The organism is Vibrio sp. V33_P6A3T137 (genome assembly GCF_009904835.1).
Classification (GTDB): Bacteria; Pseudomonadota; Gammaproteobacteria; order Enterobacterales; family Vibrionaceae; genus Vibrio; species Vibrio metschnikovii.
The window spans coordinates 1-20,345 of the sequence record NZ_WXWK01000060.1; the positions used below are offsets into that span (position 1 = coordinate 1).

16 protein-coding genes are annotated in these 20,345 nt (G+C 43.8%); 10 read left to right on the forward strand and 6 right to left on the reverse strand.

All coding sequences use genetic code 11. The annotated features are described in order from the left end of the window. Positions 1-192 precede the first annotated feature (192 nt). The 5 genes from CAG60_RS05800 (at position 193) to CAG60_RS05820 (ending at position 7,249) form a co-directional block, all read left to right on the forward strand. Positions 193-1,737 carry a DUF3360 family protein gene (locus tag CAG60_RS05800; protein ID WP_158138622.1) on the forward strand — a complete coding sequence of 515 codons (1,545 nt, stop codon included), beginning with the start codon at positions 193-195 and terminating at the stop codon, positions 1,735-1,737. A gap of 313 nt (positions 1,738-2,050) precedes the next feature. Further along, entirely contained in the window at positions 2,051-4,327 is a 2,277-nt protein-coding gene (gene pflB, locus CAG60_RS05805; protein ID WP_004394941.1) for a formate C-acetyltransferase, read from the forward strand. A 223-nt stretch (positions 4,328-4,550) separates the two neighbouring features. Further along, positions 4,551-5,543 carry a lipid A deacylase LpxR family protein gene (locus CAG60_RS05810; protein WP_161438473.1) on the forward strand — a complete coding sequence of 331 codons (993 nt, stop codon included), beginning with the start codon at positions 4,551-4,553 and terminating at the stop codon, positions 5,541-5,543. Between the two features lie 190 nt (positions 5,544-5,733). After that, on the forward strand, positions 5,734-6,474 hold the full coding sequence (pflA, locus tag CAG60_RS05815) for a pyruvate formate lyase 1-activating protein (protein ID WP_004394939.1): 741 nt from the start codon (positions 5,734-5,736) through the stop codon (positions 6,472-6,474). 274 nt (positions 6,475-6,748) lie between these two features. Beyond that, positions 6,749-7,249, forward strand: a complete 501-nt coding sequence (locus CAG60_RS05820; protein WP_004394938.1) for a YfbU family protein — start codon at positions 6,749-6,751, stop codon at positions 7,247-7,249. Positions 7,250-7,417: 168 nt separating this feature from the next. Here the strand turns inward: CAG60_RS05820 and CAG60_RS05825 are convergent, their stop codons facing one another. Next, a complete protein-coding gene (locus CAG60_RS05825; protein ID WP_161438474.1) occupies positions 7,418-8,173 on the reverse strand; it encodes a MipA/OmpV family protein in 756 nt (251 codons plus the stop codon). A gap of 300 nt (positions 8,174-8,473) precedes the next feature. Here CAG60_RS05825 and CAG60_RS05830 point away from each other — a divergent pair, with 300 nt between their 5' ends. The 3 genes from CAG60_RS05830 (at position 8,474) to CAG60_RS05840 (ending at position 13,329) form a co-directional block, all read left to right on the forward strand. After that, entirely contained in the window at positions 8,474-10,408 is a 1,935-nt protein-coding gene (locus CAG60_RS05830) for a PrkA family serine protein kinase (protein ID WP_004394936.1), read from the forward strand. A gap of 107 nt (positions 10,409-10,515) precedes the next feature. Next, positions 10,516-11,784 (forward strand): YeaH/YhbH family protein, encoded by a 1,269-nt coding sequence (locus tag CAG60_RS05835; RefSeq protein WP_040904203.1) that lies wholly within the window; start codon positions 10,516-10,518, stop codon positions 11,782-11,784. Between the two features lie 12 nt (positions 11,785-11,796). Beyond that, entirely contained in the window at positions 11,797-13,329 is a 1,533-nt protein-coding gene (locus CAG60_RS05840; protein WP_154167675.1) for a SpoVR family protein, read from the forward strand. Positions 13,330-13,472: 143 nt separating this feature from the next. Here CAG60_RS05840 and kdsB read toward each other — a convergent pair whose 3' ends face one another. Genes kdsB through CAG60_RS05865 form a run of 5 tightly spaced genes read right to left on the reverse strand, consistent with a single transcriptional unit; the run spans position 13,473 to position 19,414 of the window. After that, positions 13,473-14,219 (reverse strand): 3-deoxy-manno-octulosonate cytidylyltransferase, encoded by a 747-nt coding sequence (gene kdsB / locus CAG60_RS05845; RefSeq protein WP_161425914.1) that lies wholly within the window; start codon positions 14,217-14,219, stop codon positions 13,473-13,475. Then, complete coding sequence (locus tag CAG60_RS05850) at positions 14,219-14,398, reverse strand: Trm112 family protein (protein WP_154167670.1); 180 nt, start codon at positions 14,396-14,398, stop codon at positions 14,219-14,221. The genes kdsB and CAG60_RS05850 overlap by 1 nt, the downstream gene beginning before the upstream one ends. Continuing rightward, the gene (gene lpxK, locus CAG60_RS05855) at positions 14,379-15,386 is read right to left on the reverse strand and encodes a tetraacyldisaccharide 4'-kinase (RefSeq protein ID WP_161425913.1); all 1,008 of its coding nucleotides are present in this window, start codon (positions 15,384-15,386) and stop codon (positions 14,379-14,381) included. The genes CAG60_RS05850 and lpxK overlap by 20 nt, the downstream gene beginning before the upstream one ends. Before the next feature lie 3 nt (positions 15,387-15,389). Further along, the gene (gene msbA / locus CAG60_RS05860; RefSeq protein ID WP_004394931.1) at positions 15,390-17,138 is read right to left on the reverse strand and encodes a lipid A ABC transporter ATP-binding protein/permease MsbA; all 1,749 of its coding nucleotides are present in this window, start codon (positions 17,136-17,138) and stop codon (positions 15,390-15,392) included. Positions 17,139-17,170: 32 nt separating this feature from the next. Next, on the reverse strand, positions 17,171-19,414 hold the full coding sequence (locus tag CAG60_RS05865) for a DNA internalization-related competence protein ComEC/Rec2 (RefSeq protein ID WP_161438475.1): 2,244 nt from the start codon (positions 19,412-19,414) through the stop codon (positions 17,171-17,173). Positions 19,415-19,422: 8 nt separating this feature from the next. Between CAG60_RS05865 and CAG60_RS05870 the strand changes: the two genes are divergently transcribed. Together CAG60_RS05870 and CAG60_RS05875 are read left to right on the forward strand one after the other, a co-directional pair. After that, positions 19,423-19,944, forward strand: a complete 522-nt coding sequence (locus CAG60_RS05870; RefSeq protein ID WP_161429595.1) for a DUF2062 domain-containing protein — start codon at positions 19,423-19,425, stop codon at positions 19,942-19,944. A 206-nt stretch (positions 19,945-20,150) separates the two neighbouring features. Further along, the coding region (locus CAG60_RS05875; RefSeq protein ID WP_202598463.1) for a transposase domain-containing protein at positions 20,151-20,345 on the forward strand (195 nt) is incomplete at its 3' end.

The following is a 20,345-nucleotide window of genomic DNA, read 5'->3' on the forward strand; positions in this document are numbered from 1 at the left end:
CAATCATACTAGTCGATTAGCACGTTAAACTCGCCAACAAATAAAAAGATTAATAATGCTCTATAGTCATAATGTTAGTTAACACAATGGCATAACAAAACTAACGTTATCACTACGCAAATAATCGCTTTCCCAATCGCCAGTTACATTGAATTCAACCAGAATTATTAACTTTATTAATATGAGGAATCTATGTCAGACGTCATCAATCAAGAGCGTTCAGACATCGAGACGAAGAGTTATCAAGAACTGCATCGTCCATCATCTGAGTTTGCTAGCCGCTCCGATTATCTAGACCATGAACTGCAAATCATGAAGCCTCGTCGCTTCGCGTTGAACCTTCCTGGTCGCGACTTCCGCTTTGAATGGGAAGATTTGGTCCCAGCTCTCGCTGGAACCATTGGTATTATTGCCATGTACTCTGCGGTAATGATGTCTTGGGCCGAAGGATTAACCGCCGCTTGGGATCATATCGAACTGGGTAAAGAGTTTGCGATTGAGGTCGCTCGGGTTGAAATGCTGATCCCCGCGCTTTTGTTCTGTATTCTTTCTTCTGGATTTTTTAATCCGCGCGCTAACCTTGCTGGCAACCACGGTCCAATGATCCCCCTCATTGCTACCATCGCCCTAGCAGGTGCTCACCCACTTGCTTTAGCTATTTTATTGGGGGTATTTGGTCTATTACTCAGCTACTTTAAAGGTGGCTCTAAGCTGGTCAACCTGACATCGGAAGGCACCGCTGGCGGACTATTAATCTTCCTCGGTTTTACCGGTGCGATGAGTCAAATTGGCTCCATTCAGACCTGGGCAACCGGTTTGGAATCTGCGACTATCGAAGCGGGTAGCCTTGGTTATATCGGTTTAATCGTATTGGGCATTAACATTGTTATCTATGCACTTTTAGCTAAATACGGTAAACGCTGGTTAGCCATTCCTATCTGTGCTTTTTCTGGTTTACTGATTGCTTTGGCACTTGGTGCTGGCTTTGATTTAACCTTTCAAACTGAAATGGGGCTACCAAATTTAAGTCCAGTTTACTGGTGGGGCTCAACCGAACAAGGTTGGATGCTTGGTTTACCTAACTTAGAGCACTTTATTGCTTCGCTACCTTTCGCCATCCTTGCTGTGGCAATGTGGTCACCGGACTTCTTAGGCCATCGAATTTTTCAAGAGCTTAACTATCCGCGTAAAACAGAAAAAGTCTTGATGGATGTGGATGACACGATGACCATGTGCTCGGTTCGTCAAATGGTCGGTACAGCCGTTGGTGGTGGTAACATTACATCGTCTTGGGGAACCTATATGATCCCGGCAGCCATCGCGAAACGTCCGATCCCAGCAGGCGCGATTTTATTGGGTTCATTGTGTATTATCGTCGCGATTCTTGGCTTCCCAATGGATGTTGCGGTATGGCCACCCGTTATGCGTATTGCACTATTAGTCGGCGTGTTTCTTCCACTACTAGAAGCAGGCATGCAAATGGTCAGAAATACCAAAGATGCACAGGCAGCGGGGATCTGTATCTTTGGTTCTGCGGTCGTCAATCCAGTATTGGCTTGGGCATTAACCATGTTTTTGGATAATAATGGTTTCATCGGTGATAAAGAACGCGCCTCACGCTTATCTTTCATCGATAAAATTATCATTCCTTGTGGGGTATTAATTATCTGTTTAGTCGCTATGCTAGCGGTCGGTATGCTTGAGAGCCAATACGGTCTTAAGGCATGGCTACATTAAGCAAGATACCAAAATTGAGTCTACAATGATTCACAAGTCTTGGTAGTACCTTGGGTAGTGTTTAAACACTACCCAAACTTTATCTGAATTTTTGAAGTTTTATTGATTTAGTTTAAGGTTTGCAATTTTTTTTTAGCTTACATTGGTTATTAAAGGGAACGAGTAATCCTATTTATACTCAAACAGATGAGTATATCGGTTTAACGATAAATAAGGTTATTCATAGAGTGTACTGCCTCTTGTGTGACACAAGATAGCTGGCTCAACGGCGAAACAGTACGTGTTTTTTCTACTATATAAAGGTAGGTATGTCATGGCAGAGCAATTTGCTAAAGCTTGGGAAGGTTTTGCTGCAGGTAACTGGCAAAATGAAGTTAACGTTCGTGATTTTATTCAAAAGAACTACACACCGTATGAAGGTGATGAATCTTTCCTAGTTTCTGAAGGTACTGAAGCAACCAATAAGCTTTGGGCACAAGTAATGGAAGGCATTAAACAGGAAAACGCAACTCATGCGCCTGTTGATTTTGACACTTCTGTTATCTCTACCATCACTGCTCACGATGCAGGTTACATTAACAAAGATCTAGAGACTATCGTTGGTCTTCAAACTGAGAAACCTCTTAAGCGTGCGCTGATCCCTAACGGTGGTATCCGTATGGTTGAAAGCTCATGCAAAGCCTACGATCGTGAGCTTGATCCTCAAGTTAAAAAAATCTATACCGAATACCGCAAAACGCACAATGCTGGCGTGTTCGATATTTACACTCCAGAAATCTTAGCCTGCCGTAAATCAGGGGTATTGACTGGTCTTCCTGATGCTTATGGCCGTGGTCGTATTATCGGTGACTATCGCCGCGTTGCGTTGTACGGTATTGACTTCTTAATGCAAGATAAACTGGCTCAGTTCACTTCGCTGCAAGAGAAATTTGAAAACGGCGAAGATCTGCATATGACCATGCAACTTCGTGAAGAAATTGCAGAGCAACACCGCGCGCTTGGCCAGATGAAAAAAATGGCAGCAAAATATGGTTTCGATATCTCTCGCCCAGCAGAGACCGCGCAAGAAGCCATTCAGTGGACTTACTTCGGCTACCTTGCCGCTGTTAAATCTCAAAACGGCGCAGCGATGTCTCTAGGTCGTACCTCTACGTTCCTTGACGTCTATATCGAACGCGATATGAAAGCAGGTAAAATCACTGAAGCTCAAGCTCAAGAGATGATTGACCATTTCGTGATGAAACTACGTATGGTTCGCTTCCTTCGTACCCCTGAATACGATGAACTCTTCTCTGGCGACCCAATTTGGGCAACCGAGTCTATGGGTGGTATGGGTCTTGACGGCCGTACGCTAGTCACTCGTACTAACTTCCGTTTCCTAAACAGCCTATACACCATGGGGCCATCTCCAGAGCCAAACATCACTGTGCTTTGGTCTGAAAAACTGCCTGATGGTTTCAAACGTTTCTGCGCCAAAGTATCGATCGATACTTCATCGATTCAATACGAAAACGATGACTTGATGCGCCCAGACATGGACTCTGATGATTACGCAATCGCTTGTTGTGTATCGCCAATGATCGTCGGTAAACAAATGCAATTCTTTGGTGCTCGCGCTAACTTAGCGAAAACCATGCTTTACACCATCAACGGTGGTGTCGATGAGAAGCTGAAAATCCAAGTCGGTCCTAAAATGGACAAGATCACTGGTGAGTATCTTGACTATGATGAGCTATGGGACAAGATGGACCACTTCATGGATTGGTTAGCTAAACAATATGTCACCTCATTGAACGCTATCCACTACATGCACGATAAGTACAGCTATGAAGCGGCACTTATGGCGCTGCATGACCGCGATGTACGCCGTACTATGGCTTGTGGTATTGCTGGTCTATCTGTTGCTGCTGACTCATTGTCTGCCGTGAAATACGCGAAAGTGAAACCGATTCGTGATGAAGATGGTATTGCTATCGACTTCGAAATCGAGGGTGACTATCCTAAATTTGGTAATAATGACTCACGCGTTGATGATATTGCTTGCGAACTGGTTTCTGTGTTTATGAACAAAATTCGTAAACTAAAAACTTACCGTGATGCGATTCCGACTCAGTCTATCTTAACCATCACCTCTAACGTGGTTTATGGTAAGAAAACGGGTAACACACCTGATGGTCGTCGTGCTGGCGCGCCATTCGCTCCAGGTGCTAACCCAATGCACGGCCGTGATGAAAAAGGGGCGGTTGCTTCATTGACTTCGGTTGGTAAACTGCCGTTTGCTGATGCAAAAGATGGGATTTCTTATACTTTCTCTATCGTGCCAAATGCACTAGGTAAAGATCAGGATTCACAACGTGCCAACCTTGCTGGTTTGATGGATGGTTACTTCCATCACGAATCAGGCATTGAAGGCGGTCAGCATTTGAACGTTAACGTGCTTAACCGTGACACGTTACTTGATGCAGTTAAACACCCAGAGAAATACCCACAGTTGACTATTCGTGTGTCTGGCTATGCGGTACGTTTTAACTCGTTAACGACAGAGCAACAGCAAGACGTTATCGCGCGTACGTTTACTGAATCACTGTAAGTTATTCGGACAATCGATCGATATTAATCAAAAACCTCGCTCTCTGAGCGAGGTTTTCTTTTGCATGGCATAAATCGTTGCAATATCACATCATCTATCGCTACATGAAAAAATCTGCTTACCTACTGAAAAATAAGCGTTACACTAGGGTCTAATGGATCTGAATGATAGGCATGCCCATCTCTGACCTACTCTTGTATTTACTACGGACAACGAAAAACGTATGGCTTTAACATTATTACGTGTACTCCCGCTGATTCTTTTTGCTCCATTTGTGTGGTCATCCACCCAATCGACCCTTTCCCTCAAAGTCGATAATGACGGTGTTTATGGCATGGATAGGGAATACACTAGTGGGCTTTTTCTTTCCTATACCTCAAGACCGATTACCCCCTATTGGTTTGCCAAGCCATTCAGCCTTTCAATCTGGGGAGCCTCAAGTATCGATAAATGGGAGGTGATGATTGGTCATAAAATGTGGACGCCTTCTGATATTGAGCAATATATCCCTGCCCCGAATGAACGCCCTTATGCGGGATTTTTACACAGCGAGTTTAATTACATCAGTTTACATCCCCAGCAAGCACAACGATTTAATCTCACGATAGGTACCACTGGAGATAGCGCGTTATCCGAACAAGCGCAAAAAATCGTTCACAGCATCACTAAGTCTGGCGATCCTAACGGCTGGGATTACCAAATAGACGATAAAATCGCCGGTAGTATTGGTTATCTTAGTCACTTCAATCTCTATCGCACCGCCTACGATCCATATTATGCTTGGGAACTGTCTGCGATTGGCGAAGTGAACGTTGGTAATTTTCGCAGCGATATTTCCTCAGGTATGATGCTGCGCTGGGGGACTGATTTAGCGGCTAACTTTGGCAGTGCGCAAATTGATAGTGAAACTCCTTTTCGCGCAGGGATGATCGGGGCTTCGCGCTCCGCTTGGTTCGTTTTCGCAGGCCTCGAAGCACGTTATCGATTTAATGATTTAACCATTGAAGGAGATAGGCCATTAGATGGATTACCTCTACAGCCCAGTGCCTATCAGGTGACGCTAGAACCTTTGCAAGCGACCGCGGTACTTGGCGTGGTATGGTATGGACCTCATGTCGGCGCAAGTTTTACTTTAACCACCAGTAATGCTGAGTATAAAGAAAGCAAACACCGCACCCACGGCACTGGAGCACTGTCTTTATTTGCCTTTTTCTAAATTAAGATAGTGACTCTTACTGATTGAGGATTAAGCTTCACCTTACTGATCTTAATCCTCTTTGGTACTTTAACACCGCCTCCTCAGTACAAAACTCATCCAACAGCAGCTAACTTATCCGAAGAAATCCTATTTAAACCCTACCTTTTGTAATAAAATAATCGGTAAATTCAGCAAATGAGAGCAACTTATGTCTACTACTGGTCGTATCCATTCATTTGAGTCTTGCGGTACAGTTGATGGCCCCGGTATTCGATTTATCCTCTTTCTGCAAGGTTGCTTATTTCGTTGTAAGTATTGCCATAACCGAGATACATGGGATACCCATTCAGGTAAAGAAGTCTCTGTTGAAGAGATCATCAAAGAAGCGAAATCTTATCGACATTTTATGAATGCTTCAGGCGGCGGGATCACCTGCTCCGGTGGTGAATCGATGCTCCAACCTGAATTTGTACGAGATGTCTTTCGCGCGGCTAAAGCCGAAGGGATCCACACTTGCCTTGATACCAACGGTTATATCCGTAAATACACCCCGGTGATTGATGAAGTCTTGGACGTCACTGATTTAGTGCTACTGGATATTAAACAAATTAAAGATGATGTTCATCAAGACTTAATCGGGGTATCCAATAAACGTACGTTAGATTTTGCACGCTATCTACACACGATTGGCAAAGCAACTTGGCTGCGTTATGTGGTCGTTCCGGGTTATACAGATGATGAAGAATCGGCCCATCTACTCGGACAATTTATTCAAGAGATGGATAATATTGAAAAAATTGAGTTATTGCCTTACCACAAGTTAGGCGCTCATAAATGGGAAGCGATGGGAGAAACTTATCCTTTAGAGGGCGTTAATCCGCCCAGTAAAGAAACCATGGATAAGATTGTTGATGTGCTAATGCAATATCATCACAACGTAAAATACTAAGCTTCCCTTCTGCAAATCCAACACCAGCACATGGCTGGTGTTTTGCTTTTGATTGACTCATTCACCTATCGGCTATAACACCCAGAAGCTAACGACACAGAAATAAACGTGCTAGAATTGTCGATAATTTATTCGGTTAAGATTAAATCTGTGTTGAGATCATGTTTCACAATCACCCATTGCTGTTAACCTAATCTTAAGCAAATTTATACCCAAAATACTTGGCAGTTCAGGTAGGAAGGGGATACCAACATCGATTACAGTGAGGTCAATAATGGAAATGACTAATGCACAACGTCTGATCCTATCTAATCAATACGTTTTAATGTCCCAACTTGATCCGGCCAACGCCGAACAATATAAACGGCTACAAACGATTATTGAACGGGGTTATGAATTACAAATGACTGAGCTCAATAAAGAATTTGGAGCAATTTCTGAAGCGCAATGCCGAGAAGTGATCGATGTCATGGAAATGTATCATGCCATGCAAGAGTCATACAAAATGCTCGATAGCAAATTGAGTAGTGACGTTGATGCTCGTCGCTTGAATTTTCTTGGCTATGATAGTGCCTCTGAAGCTCAACTGGTCAACTACGTGCGTTTTCTAATCAATACTGAAGGTTTATATCCTCAATTTGAACGTGGTGAGCACCACTTCAACAGCCAAGTGGCTATGGGTGAAAAATACCGACGCATGTTAACCACATGGCGAAATTGCCCAAGGCAATATCACTTATCAGCCAACGAACTCAACAAAATTATTAACGCTTAGTCCTGATACAAAAATAGAGAGGGTTTGTAAGCTCTCTCTATATCAATATATTAATATATATCAATCCTTGTATACCAATCCTTATTACTGCCCATTACGTCATACCTTTCGATGCTGATATAATTTGAGATAACATCATTTTAAGCGCAGCAAAAACTCACTCTACGATTAAAATAGGTAAACCACACCAAGGGTGCCCACGGTTGATGAATCACGGCCAATCACAGGGCTGGAAGAAATATCACGGTCTAGATTGGTATAGCGCAGACCGCCTGATATTCTAACATGTTGAGAAACCGACCAATAAGCCATCGCGCCAATAAAGTACTGCCCACTCCAACCAGCGTTGTATTGTTCTAAGCCACTACTTAGCGACTCTTGAGCTGACACACCATAAAAATGGTTATTGAGCTTATCAGAATTATAAGCATAACCCACCGAAGGCGTGATGCCCCAACGTTCAAAACGCAATGGGAAACGCAAAGCCACTTCTGCATAAACACCATCATGTCGCCCTGCGATATCCGAGCCAATCGTTGCCTCCCATAAACCCACTACCGTACGGTGTTGATAGCTCACTCCCCCTAAAATTGTTGACTTACGTTTATTGAGCTGGCGTATCTGTGGATCATCAGAATCATTAGGCTGTAATGTGCGAGGATCATAAGCCAACCGCAAGATTAGGTTTTGCTGAGAACGAATCGGCAACAGACGATATCCCGCATCAAAACCACGAAAAAAGAGATGCTCGCCTTCATAACCAATGATGGGGATCACGGTACGGTTGGAGGGCGTATCTTTATAAACGGCAGGCGAATAGGCGGCAGCGACACCCACTGACCATTGAGACATTTCAGCGTTAACATACCAAGGTGCAAATAGCATCGTTAACCCACTCATGGTTTTGACTATCGAATCTCTCATTCCTCACCTATTTTATCGATTATGTTGCAAAGATAACCATCATAGAAGTTCCCCTTAAGAGAAACAATCTTTGTTGTTCAATCACTTCTTGCCACTTTGCTTTGTTAATAATCATAAGACTGATAGCAACAATTCATCAGCACAATAGTTCTTAGCCAGAGACGTAATTTACGTCACGATTTGTAAATAAATACATAATCTTTAAGCAAAATCATCAATTGCGATCTAGGCTTAACGTATTAGGGATTTGTGTGTTTAAGCGGTTGTATGTCGAAGAGACATTTTTAGAGGGGAACTACCATGAGTATTTTTAACCACTTTCAGGCACGCTATGAAGCAGCCAAGGATGAAGAGATATCGATTCAAACGTTTTTAGATCTCTGTAAGGAAGACAAAAGCGCTTATGCTAACGCGGCAGAACGCTTATTGCTAGCAATTGGCCAACCTGAATTGGTCGATACTGGCAAAGATCCTCGTTTGAGTCGGCTCTTTTCTAACCGAGTCATTTCTCGTTATAAACCGTTCCAAGACTTCTATGGCATGGAAGAAGCGATTGAACAAATTGTTTCTTATCTTAAGCATGCAGCGCAAGGCTTAGAAGAACGGAAACAGATTCTTTATCTACTCGGCCCTGTCGGTGGTGGTAAGTCATCGATTGCTGAAAAACTCAAAGCATTAATGCAGCAATGCCCGATCTACGTATTATCAGCGAATGGTCAGCGCAGCCCGGTCAATGACCACCCATTCTGCTTGTTTGATGTCAATGAAGATGGCGACTTGCTCAAGCAAGAATACGGGATTGAAAAGCGCTATTTGCGCTCCATCATGTCACCTTGGGCAGCAAAACGTCTGCATGAATTTGGTGGCGATATCACGAAGTTTAAAGTCGTTAAAGTCCGGCCTTCTATCTTAGACCAAATTGCGATTGCCAAAACAGAGCCGGGCGATGAAAACAACCAAGATATCTCATCGCTGGTCGGTAAAGTGGATATCCGTAAGCTAGAGCACTATTCACAAGATGATCCCGATGCCTACAGCTACTCTGGGGCACTCTGTCGAGCCAACCAAGGCTTAATGGAGTTCGTCGAGATGTTTAAAGCACCGATCAAAGTGCTTCACCCACTGCTTACTGCGACTCAGGAAGGCAACTACAACGGTACCGAAGGGCTCTCCGCCCTACCCTTTGACGGCATGATCCTCGCTCACTCCAACGAATCAGAGTGGCAGACATTCCGCAATAATAAAAACAATGAAGCGTTTTTAGATCGGGTTTATATCGTGAAGGTGCCTTATTGCTTACGCGTCTCTGAAGAAGTTAAAATTTACGAAAAACTGCTTGAGCACAGTGAACTGACCAAAGCGCCACGTGCACCAAGTACACTTGAATTACTGGCTCAATTTAGTGTGCTATCGCGACTAAAAGTGCCAGAAAACTCGTCCATTTTCTCTAAAATGCGCGTTTATGATGGTGAAACGCTGAAAGATACTGATCCGAAAGCGAAAAGCTATCAAGAATACCGTGATTACGCTGGCGTTGATGAAGGCATGTCCGGTCTCTCGACTCGTTTTGCCTTTAAAATACTCTCACGAGTATTCAACTTTGACCAATCAGAAGTCGCTGCAAACCCCGTACACCTGTTTTATGTTATCGAACAACAGATTGAACGCGAGCAGTTCCCGCAAGAGGTTGCTGAGCGTTACCTAGAATTTGTCAAAGGCTATCTGGTTCCGCGTTATGTCGAGTTTATTGGCAAAGAAATTCAAACCGCTTATTTAGAATCTTATTCTGAATACGGTCAGAATATTTTCGACCGTTACGTCACTTATGCTGATTTCTGGATTCAAGATCAAGAGTATCGTGATCCAGAAACTGGCCAACTGTTTGATCGCTCAGCCCTTAACAGTGAGCTAGAGAAGATCGAAAAAACGGCAGGGATCAGCAATCCGAAAGATTTCCGTAACGAAATCGTTAACTTTGTACTTCGAGCTCGGGCTAACAATAGTGGTAAAAACCCAGTTTGGACGAGCTATGAAAAACTGCGCACGGTTATTGAGAAGAAAATGTTCTCCAATACTGAAGAATTACTGCCAGTTATCTCTTTCAATGCCAAAACCTCATCGGAAGATCAGAAAAAACACGACGATTTTGTCGCCCGCATGATGGAGAAAGGTTATACCGAGAAACAAGTTCGATTACTGTCTGAATGGTATTTACGCGTGCGTAAATCCTCTTAGCAAGCCCTTGGTTGCGACTCTGACCCAGAGATTCTGGGTCAGAAGCTAACTTGCCAAAGCGTATGAGTAGTTAGAACTCATCGAGTGACGTTTAGAGGGAGAATCTCATGGCGCAATTTATCGACAGAAGGTTGAACGGCAAGAACAAAAGCGCCGTTAATCGGCAGCGCTTCTTACGCCGTTATAAAGAACAAATTAAAGAGTCCGTTGCGGATGCGGTTAATCGCCGATCCATAACCAATACGGAGTCAGGTGAAGATGTGGCGATTCCTCATCGAGATATTAAAGAACCCATTTTCCATCAAGGTAAAGGCGGCGTTCGCGAACGCGTTCACCCTGGTAATGATCAATACATACGTGGTGATAAAGTAGAACGGCCAAAAGGTGGTCAAGGTGGTGGTTCAGGCGAAGGGGATGCCAGTCAAGACGGTGAAGGCGAAGACGATTTTGTATTTCAAATATCTAAAGATGAATATTTGGATATCTTGTTTGAAGATTTAGCATTACCTAACCTGAAGAAAAATCAAGTCAACAAAATTAAAGAGTGGAAAACCCATCGCGCAGGCTTCCAAACTGCTGGCGTTCCCGCCAACATTGCGATTGTCCGCTCCTTACAACAATCGCTTGCCCGACGCACGGCGATGACATCAGGCAAGCGGCGCCTTATGCATGAGCTTGAGCAAGAGCTGGAAAATATTCGCAACTCTGAGCCAGCGCAACTACTCGAAGAGAGACGTTTAAAAGAAGAAATAGCTGAACTACGCCGGAAAATAGACAGTGTACCGTTTATCGATACGTTTGATTTACGTTTTAAAAATTACGAAAAACGCCCGATCCCTTCTAGCCAAGCGGTCATGTTTTGCTTAATGGATGTGTCAGGGTCGATGGATCAGCCCACTAAAGATATCGCAAAACGATTTTATGTCTTGCTCTATCTGTTTTTAACTCGCACCTATGAAAATGTTGAAGTGGTGTTTATTCGCCACCACACCCAAGCCAAAGAAGTGGACGAACACGAATTTTTCTATTCACAGGAAACTGGCGGAACGATTGTCTCTAGTGCATTAAAATTAATGCATGACATTATTCAACAACGTTACCCTCTCGGTGAGTGGAATATTTATGGCGCGCAAGCCTCGGATGGCGATAACTGGGCTGACGACTCGCCTCGCTGTAAAGAGTTACTGGCGAATAAACTCCTACCTGAATGCCAGTATTATGCTTACATCGAAATTACGCGTCGTTCTCATCAAACCTTATGGCATGAGTATGAAAAACTATCTGAAAGCTTTGATCACTTTGCTATGAAAAATATTCGTAGTGTGGACGATATTTTCCCTGTGTTTAGGGAGCTATTCCATAAGGAAACGGCATAAGGGGATAAGACTATGACAGTCAAAACAGCCACCACGCAAAAGCGTAAGAAAAAAAACAAACGTCTGGCTGATGGTCCAGATTGGACTTTTGATCTTTTGCATCAATACCACCAAGAAATCAAACGTGTTGCCGAGCATTATCGGTTAGATACCTACCCTAATCAGATTGAGGTGATCACTTCTGAACAGATGATGGATGCCTACTCCAGTATTGGTATGCCGATCAATTATAACCATTGGTCATTTGGTAAAAAGTTTATTCATACTGAGAAAAACTATAAGCACGGTCAAATGGGGTTAGCCTATGAAATTGTGATTAATTCAGATCCCTGTATTGCTTACTTGATGGAAGAAAATACCGTCACTATGCAGGCTTTAGTAATGGCTCATGCCTGTTACGGACATAACTCTTTTTTTAAAGGCAACTATTTATTTCAAACCTGGACTGACGCCAGCTCTATTATCGATTATCTACTGTTTGCTAAAAACTACTTAGCTAAATGTGAAGAAAAATATGGAGTGACCGAAGTCGAGCAATTATTGGACTCATGCCATGCGTTAATGAACTACGGCGTCGATCGTTATAAGCGACCAGAAAAAATTTCGATTGCTGAAGAAAAAGCACGCCAAGAAGAACGCGAAGCTTATTTACAATCACAGGTGAATGCCTTGTGGCGAACCGTGCCTAAAAAAGCCAAGGAAGCCGAGTTACAACGACGTTTTCCTTCTGAACCACAAGAAAACATTTTGTATTTCATTGAAAAACATGCACCTCTTCTAGAGTCTTGGCAGCGTGAAGTCGTGCGTATCGTGCGTAAAATCAGCCAATATTTTTACCCACAAAAACAAACGCAAGTCATGAATGAAGGTTGGGCCACTTTCTGGCATTACACAATTCTGAATCATCTTTACGATGAAGGGTTACTGTCCGATAAATTTATGCTCGAATTTTTACATAGCCACAGTAGTGTGGTGATGCAGCCTGCGTATAACAGCCGTTACTACAGTGGTATTAACCCGTACGCGCTTGGGTTTGCGATGTTTCGAGACATAAAGCGCATTTGTGAAGAGCCAACGGATGAAGATAGACACTGGTTCCCTGAATTAGTCGATACCAATTGGCTGGATGCCGTACACTTCGCAATGCGCAACTTTAAAGACGAAAGCTTTATTAGCCAATATTTGTCACCAAAACTTATCCGTGATTTTAAATTGTTCGCCATTTCTGACGATGATCATAAAAACTTTATTGAAATCAGTGCGATTCATGATGAGTTGGGATATCGCCAAATTCGTGAAAAACTTGCGTCACAATATAACTTGAGCAATTTAGAACCCAACATTCAAGTTTACAATGTCGACGTTCGAGGTGATCGCTCATTGACACTGCAATATGTGCCTCACGATCGAATTCCACTCGATCCAAGCTACGATGAGGTGCTCAAACATATGCATCGTCTGTGGGGCTTTGAAGTGAAATTAGAAGAACGTAAAGATAACGGTAAACACGAGCTACTTGCCACTTGTCCAAAGAAAAACGATTAACATCACGCTTTACATAACGTTAAACAAAGTATCAATAAATAAGCCCCATCAACCGATGGGGCTTACTGTTTAATACGGCTAATATATCTCAATCTCTTGGAACTACGACTTACAATGGGGAAAAATGCACCCATGTTCGACATTTATTCGATAAGTTTACGCACCGCCGCTAAATCCTCAGGCGTATCAACACCGGCTGGCGGCGCTTCGAGCGCAACAGCCACATGAATTTTTTCGCCGTACCACAGTACACGCAGTTGCTCTAGATTTTCGATTTTCTCTAACACACTTGGCGACCAGTGTATGTAGGTATTGATAAACCCGGCTCGGTAAGCATAAATACCAATATGGCGCATTAATGGCTGAGTAATCGCCTTCGGTTCAAGAATAAAGTTATCGCGGTCCCATGGAATGCTCGCGCGACTAAAGTACAACGCATACCCATATTGATCAGTCACCACTTTAACGGCGTTAGGATTGAAAACCTCTTGCGGATCATCAATTTCCACCGCCAAGGTAGCCATTGGTGCTTGGCTTGACGCTAAGTTTTCCGCGACTTGACGAATAATCACTGGCGGGATGAGGGGTTCATCCCCTTGTACATTAACGATGATATGATCATCGTCAATCCCCATTAAAGCAATCACTTCGGCTAAACGTTCCGTACCAGATTGATGTTCGGTTGACGTCATGCATACTGATCCGCCAAAACTGAGGACCGCTTGCTCGACTCGACTATCATCGGTAGCAACAATTACCCGCTCAGCGCCTGCTTGCTGCGCTTGCTCATAAACCCACTGAATCATTGGCTTACCACCAATATCAGCCAACGGCTTACCTGGCAAGCGACTTGATTGGTAGCGGGCCGGAATGATAACCGTAAAAGACATTAGCGTCCCTCATCCATGGTCATACTTCTCGCTTCAGGTTCGAGCAGTACTGGAATACCTTCTTTTATTGGATAAGCCAGACGATCTAATTTACAAATCAGCTCTTGGTTACCTTTATCGTAAGTCAACTTCCCCTTGCATACGGGACAAGCCACAATTTCAAGCAGACGGTGGTCCATAATGTTCCATAACCTCTTTAATTTTATCTAATATGCACTGTTGATCAGTTGGTGAAATCTCGGCCGATACGGGTAAATACCACCAGTTTTTTGCTGCAAAATCTGTACACTTAACGGCATCTTTCTCTGTCATGATCACGTTATCACCTTGGCTGGCTAATTCGCGCAATGTCGTTTCATCAAATGCTTGATGATCAGCAAAATCATGGGTAAGAATCAGTGATGCACCGAGTTGATGTAACGTATTAAAAAAGCGAGCCGGATGGCCAATCCCAGCCCAAGCCACTAAACGGCTCAGGGCCGCAACATCAATGCGCTCTCCGCTGATGACATTAACCGCTAAGCTGGGTTTGAGTGTCATGGCAAGTTCACCCATAACCGGTTCTCCGCCATTATTGATCACAAAGTCGACTTGCTGTAAACGTTCGACAGGTTCACGTAATGGCCCCAACGGAAGCAGTTGTTGGTTACCAAAGCGACGGACTCCATCAACAACCGCAAATTCAATATCTCGTTCCAACGCATAGTGCTGTAAACCATCATCGGTAACAATAAGATCAACCCCTTGGCTGAGCAATGCTTGAACCGCATGCGCACGTATTGGGTCAACGGCCACTGGGGCACCTGTACGTTGATAAATCAGCTTAGGCTCATCACCACATTCGGTCGGTAAGGTATGGTCAGTAACCAATAACGGATATTGAGTTGCCTTACCTCCGTATCCTCTTGAAACCACGCCCGGTCGATAGCCTTGACGTTGCAGTAACTCCACTAACCAAACTACAACGGGGGTCTTACCATTACCACCAGCGGTAATGTTACCGACAACAATCACTGGCAATGGCGCTCGATAACGCGCTTTTTTACCAGACAAAAAGGCATGCCGGCGACGAGTACTGATCACATAAAACAGTCGACTCAATGGCCACAAAAGTGGCCAAAGCAAAAAATAGAGCGGATGGCGTCCAAACCACAATTTGTCTATCACGGATTAATCGCCAAACTGAATACGATGCAATTGCGCATAAGCGCCATTTTGTTTGATGAGATCAGCATGATTCCCACGCTCAATGATCTCACCGTCATCAACCACTAAAATTTGATCAGCTTGTTCAATCGTTGAAAGTCGGTGAGCAATCACTAATACCGTTTTATTTTTCTGTAATTCGTCAAGCGCGGCTTGAATAGCTCTTTCTGATTCAGTATCCAATGCTGAAGTTGCTTCATCCAAAATAAGCACAGGAGCATCACGCAGCAGAGCGCGAGCAATCGCAATACGCTGACGTTGGCCACCAGAGAGACTGGCTCCGTTCTCACCAATTATCGTATCTAAGCCTTGTGGTAAGTGTTGTATAAAGTCCATCGCATGGGCTAAGCGGGCAGCCTCTTCTATTTGCTCACGGCTGTATTGCTCTTGTGCAGCGTAAGCGATGTTATTGGCGATGGTGTCATTAAATAAATGAACATTTTGCGAGACTAAAGCAAAATGTTGCCGCAAATTGCTCAGCGTGTAATCACGAATATCGTGGTCATCAAGGTAGATGGCACCGGAATCGACGTCATAAAAACGGGTAAACAAATTAGCAATGGTTGATTTGCCCGAACCAGAACGTCCGACGAGTGCAACGGTTTTGCCTTGAGGAATGGTAAAACTTACATGCGATAATGCCGGTTTTTCTTTACCTTGATAAGTAAAAGAGACATCTTTTACGGCAATATCACCACGTACTTTATCTGTCACAAACTTACCATTATCGCGCTCAGTTTCCAGGTCCATTAACGCAAATAACGTTTGTGTTGCGGCCATACCTCGTTGAAACTCTGAAGTTACGTTGGTCAAAGCCTTTAAAGGGCGCATCAAACCAAACATCGCCGAGAAAATAACCGTGAAGGTACCAGGCGTTAAATCTGCACGAATAGAATCAACGCTAGCTAAGAATAAGACCGTCACCAAGGCTAATGAAGCAATCATTTGAATCACAGGATCGGCCACTGCTTGAGCCGAGACTAACTTCATGGTCTGCTGACGCATTTGATTGCTAACTTTATCAAAGCGTTTACGCTCAACCTCTTGTCCACCATAGCTTAAAACCACCTTATGGCCTTTAAGCATCTGTTCTGCCGACGAAGTGACATGGCCCATGGTTGTTTGCATATTTTTGGAGATTTTTCGAAAGCGTTTAGAGACCACTCGAATGCCAATCGCAACAATCGGAGCAACCACAATTAAAACTAGAGAGAGTTGCCAACTGTTCCAGAACATCAAGGTTAATAAACCAATGATACTGGCCCCTTCACGAACAATACTGACCATTGCTCGACTCGTGGCTCCTGCAACCTGTTCAGAATCATAAGTAATTCGCGATAATAAACCACCGGTTGACTCACGATCGAAAAAACTCACCGGCATATGCATAAACTGATTAAAAATCCGCCTACGCATCAGCATCACTACATTGCCAGATACCCAACTTAAACAGTAAGCAGAAACGAAGCCGCTACAGCCACGAATAAACATCAGACCAAGAATAATGAAGGGTAAGATCTGCAAAAAATTAGAGTCTGTACCACCAAAGCCTTCATCTAATAGCGGCTTTAGTAAGGAGATCATGTAGGTATCAGAGATCGCATTGATCACTAAAGCGATGGTCGCCAGCACCAATCCGACTTTATAAAGACGGATGTAAGTCCAAAGACGTTTAAAGGTTTGCCAAGTTGTTTCGTCAGAATTGAGTGACATAAAGCTGCTTTATCGATATTACAAAATTGACCTTATTCTACCTCTTTACGTAGCATCTGCCTATACCAAGGCGTGATTCGACCACCGCGTAAAGTGAAAAGCTGACGTTGAGATCCTTGGTAACGGAGTGTTATTTGTCCGACTTCTCCCGTATCAAGCCACGGAATGTCTAAAGATTGATAACGTGCGAGAACATCTGGATGAGGTAATTGCCATCGATGACCTTTCGCCAATGAGGCAATCGCCAACTGTGGATTGACCTTTGCTATAAACGCTTGTGTAGACGACGTTTGACTTCCATGATGAGGAACCACTAACACATCACTGTCTAATAACGCATCCCGACTGAGTAACCACTCACCAATCGCCGTTACATCACCGGTCAACAACACACTATGCCCATATTGCTGATCAACCATACGAACCACACAAGAATGAGGGTTATCCGCTCTATCAACCAAACGAGGTGGCCACACGACTTCAAACGTCAATTCTTGCCATTGCCAGAATTCACCTTGAATACACGGAGAGAAATGTTCATTACGATAACTAGCGCGAATCCAAGCTGGTTTTAGCCGCGATTGAATATCGGCTAATCCTCCCGCGTGATCATTATCACTATGGCTAATGATCACGCCATCAAGAGCATGTACTCCTCCACGTCGAGTTAATAACGGAATAATCAGTGATGTCGCTACACTGCCCTCATCCCAACTACTCCCTGTATCGTATAAAACATAACGTCCGTTACGCTCAATGATCATCGCCAAGCCATGCCCAACATCCAACATATCCACTTGCCAGTAGGCCTTCGGTTGTATTGTTAGCCAAGTGGCGCTAAAGAGTAACCCAATCGCAATAAGAGATCGCGCTGTCAACAGTGGCCGTAACATCATCACTAAAAATAAGGCCAACAAACTATATTGCCACGTTTGGTTAACCGGTAACCAGCTATGTTCAGCAAAGCCTAACGAGCAGCTAAACGGCATTAAAGCCGCCTCAACCCAAGTCCAAAGCCACTGGACCTGATCGGCCATCAACACATTGCCGCACAAGACAATAAACAGTAAAGGAACAACCACAAAGCTGAACCAAGGAATAAACACGAGATTATAAAGCGCGGAATAAAGGCTAACGCCAGAGAAGAAGTAAGCCGTCACCGGAGCCATTAACATCACTAACAATAGATGGCCAGCAAGCACTTTCTTCCATAGCGGCCATCGACTATCGATGACGGAGACTTGGTAAATGACAAAGCTGACCGCTAAAAAAGACAACCAAAAACTTGTGCTTAATGAAGCGAAGGGATCCAAAGCCAATACCGCAGCTAACGTTAATAACACCCGCTGAATAGCCGTCACTCGAACATTGAACATCACTAAAAGAATATTCAACCAACACATCATCAATGCTCGCTGAGTCGGTAGCGTAAAACCTGCCAGCCAGGCATAACCAAGTGCAAACAATCCACCGCAAACAAAAGGCAGCCATAAGCCTTTTCTCAAAAGGCGGCTACCCATACCCCCTAACAAATAGCCAAATCCAAATGCCATACCGATGTGCAACCCTGAGATCGCAGTGAGATGGATTAAACCGCTATTGCGTAATTCCAACCACTGCTGTTCAGTAATCCCGCTACGCTCACCAAAAGTGAGGGCTAAAATAAAGCCTTGAACCTCGCTGGATCGCGTTCGTTGCTCAATATGTTGAAAAAATATCGCCCGTAAACTTGAACTGGGAATAATTTGATAAGGTGTATTAGGACGAACGTTCGCTTGTGCGCTCCAGCCTTGACTCAGAAAAAAGGCTTCTTGATCAAACCCGACTTCATTCAATCGCCCATAAATCGGCTTCACCTGTACCACAAATTGAGCGTGATCACCCAATTGTAAGGCGAGCGGGGAATTTAAACGTACCGTGGGAGACAAAAATCGGGGTAAAGATTGACCATTGATTGATCTCACTACAAAAGAACCACTAAAACCGTAGCGATGAGCAGTAAAAAAGCTGTCAGCGACACCTTTTATGGTAATATCTGTCGCAAATTGTAAGATATTATTGGACTGTGCGGTTACTTTATTTCCGTGTGTTATTATCAACACTAAGGCCAGTGTAATTCCGATGCATCCCCTGCCTCGGCGTGTCACGAGACTCATCATCAACACAACAACAATGCCAATGATAATAGGCCATTTGGGCATCCAAGGCCAAAATGGGGCAGAGAGTATCGTTAACGAGAACGAAGCCAACGTCCAGTAATTCGATAAGAGAGCCATGTTTCCTTATGCCAAGAAAGTTTATTAAACGTTTTATGCCTGATCACGCTGTTATTAAGCGTCAAAAGGCATTACAAATTTTTGGCTCCGTCCTCTACAACCCGAATCTGTGGTGTTTAAATCGACGCTCTGCTGCTGGTGCGTTTGCAGTCGGTTTATTTATGGCCTTCGTGCCGCTACCTAGCCAAATGATCATGTCTGCTGGCATAGCGATTATTTGTGGTGTGAACTTACCCCTCGCTGTTGCCTTGGTGTGGATAACCAATCCGATCACTATGCCATTTATCTTTTATTTCTCTTATAAAGTTGGCGCTTGGTTAATGAATACTCCGCCGCAACCTTTTCATTTTGAATTAACGTGGGAATTTCTTCACCATCAGATGCACACCATTGGTCCACCCTTTTTGTTGGGCAGTTTAGTCTGTGGTATTGTCGCCGGCTTATTAGGTTACTTTGGTATTCGAGGTTTATGGCGCTATTCCGTTGTACGCAGCTGGCAAAAACGTCGCGTGACCAATACGATAAAATAAACCATATTGATTTTGTTAGTGACTGTGCAGCTCTAGCGAATCATCGTGCGAGTGATACAACATTTTTCTGAGTAACCAGCAGTATACAAAAGATGAAAAAGGACCATTAGGTTAATGCCGATCAGTTAAGAGATAAATGATCGGTTGAACGATCCTACAGATGGCTTATAAAGGCTCTAAGTTCCTAAAACTTTGAGCCTTTTATTTTGCAATTAACTACAGCCCTAACACTCGCCAAGCGTTACGCCCCCAATACTGAACAACTTGGAAAACTCAGTGACATTCTTTGTCCTGATTTCATCAACCAATGCTTAGAAGCTTCCGGTGTGGCCACTATTCGTAAACGTCGTATCCCTCTCGACATGGCCGTTTGGGCGGTCGTTGCTATGTCGCTTTACCGA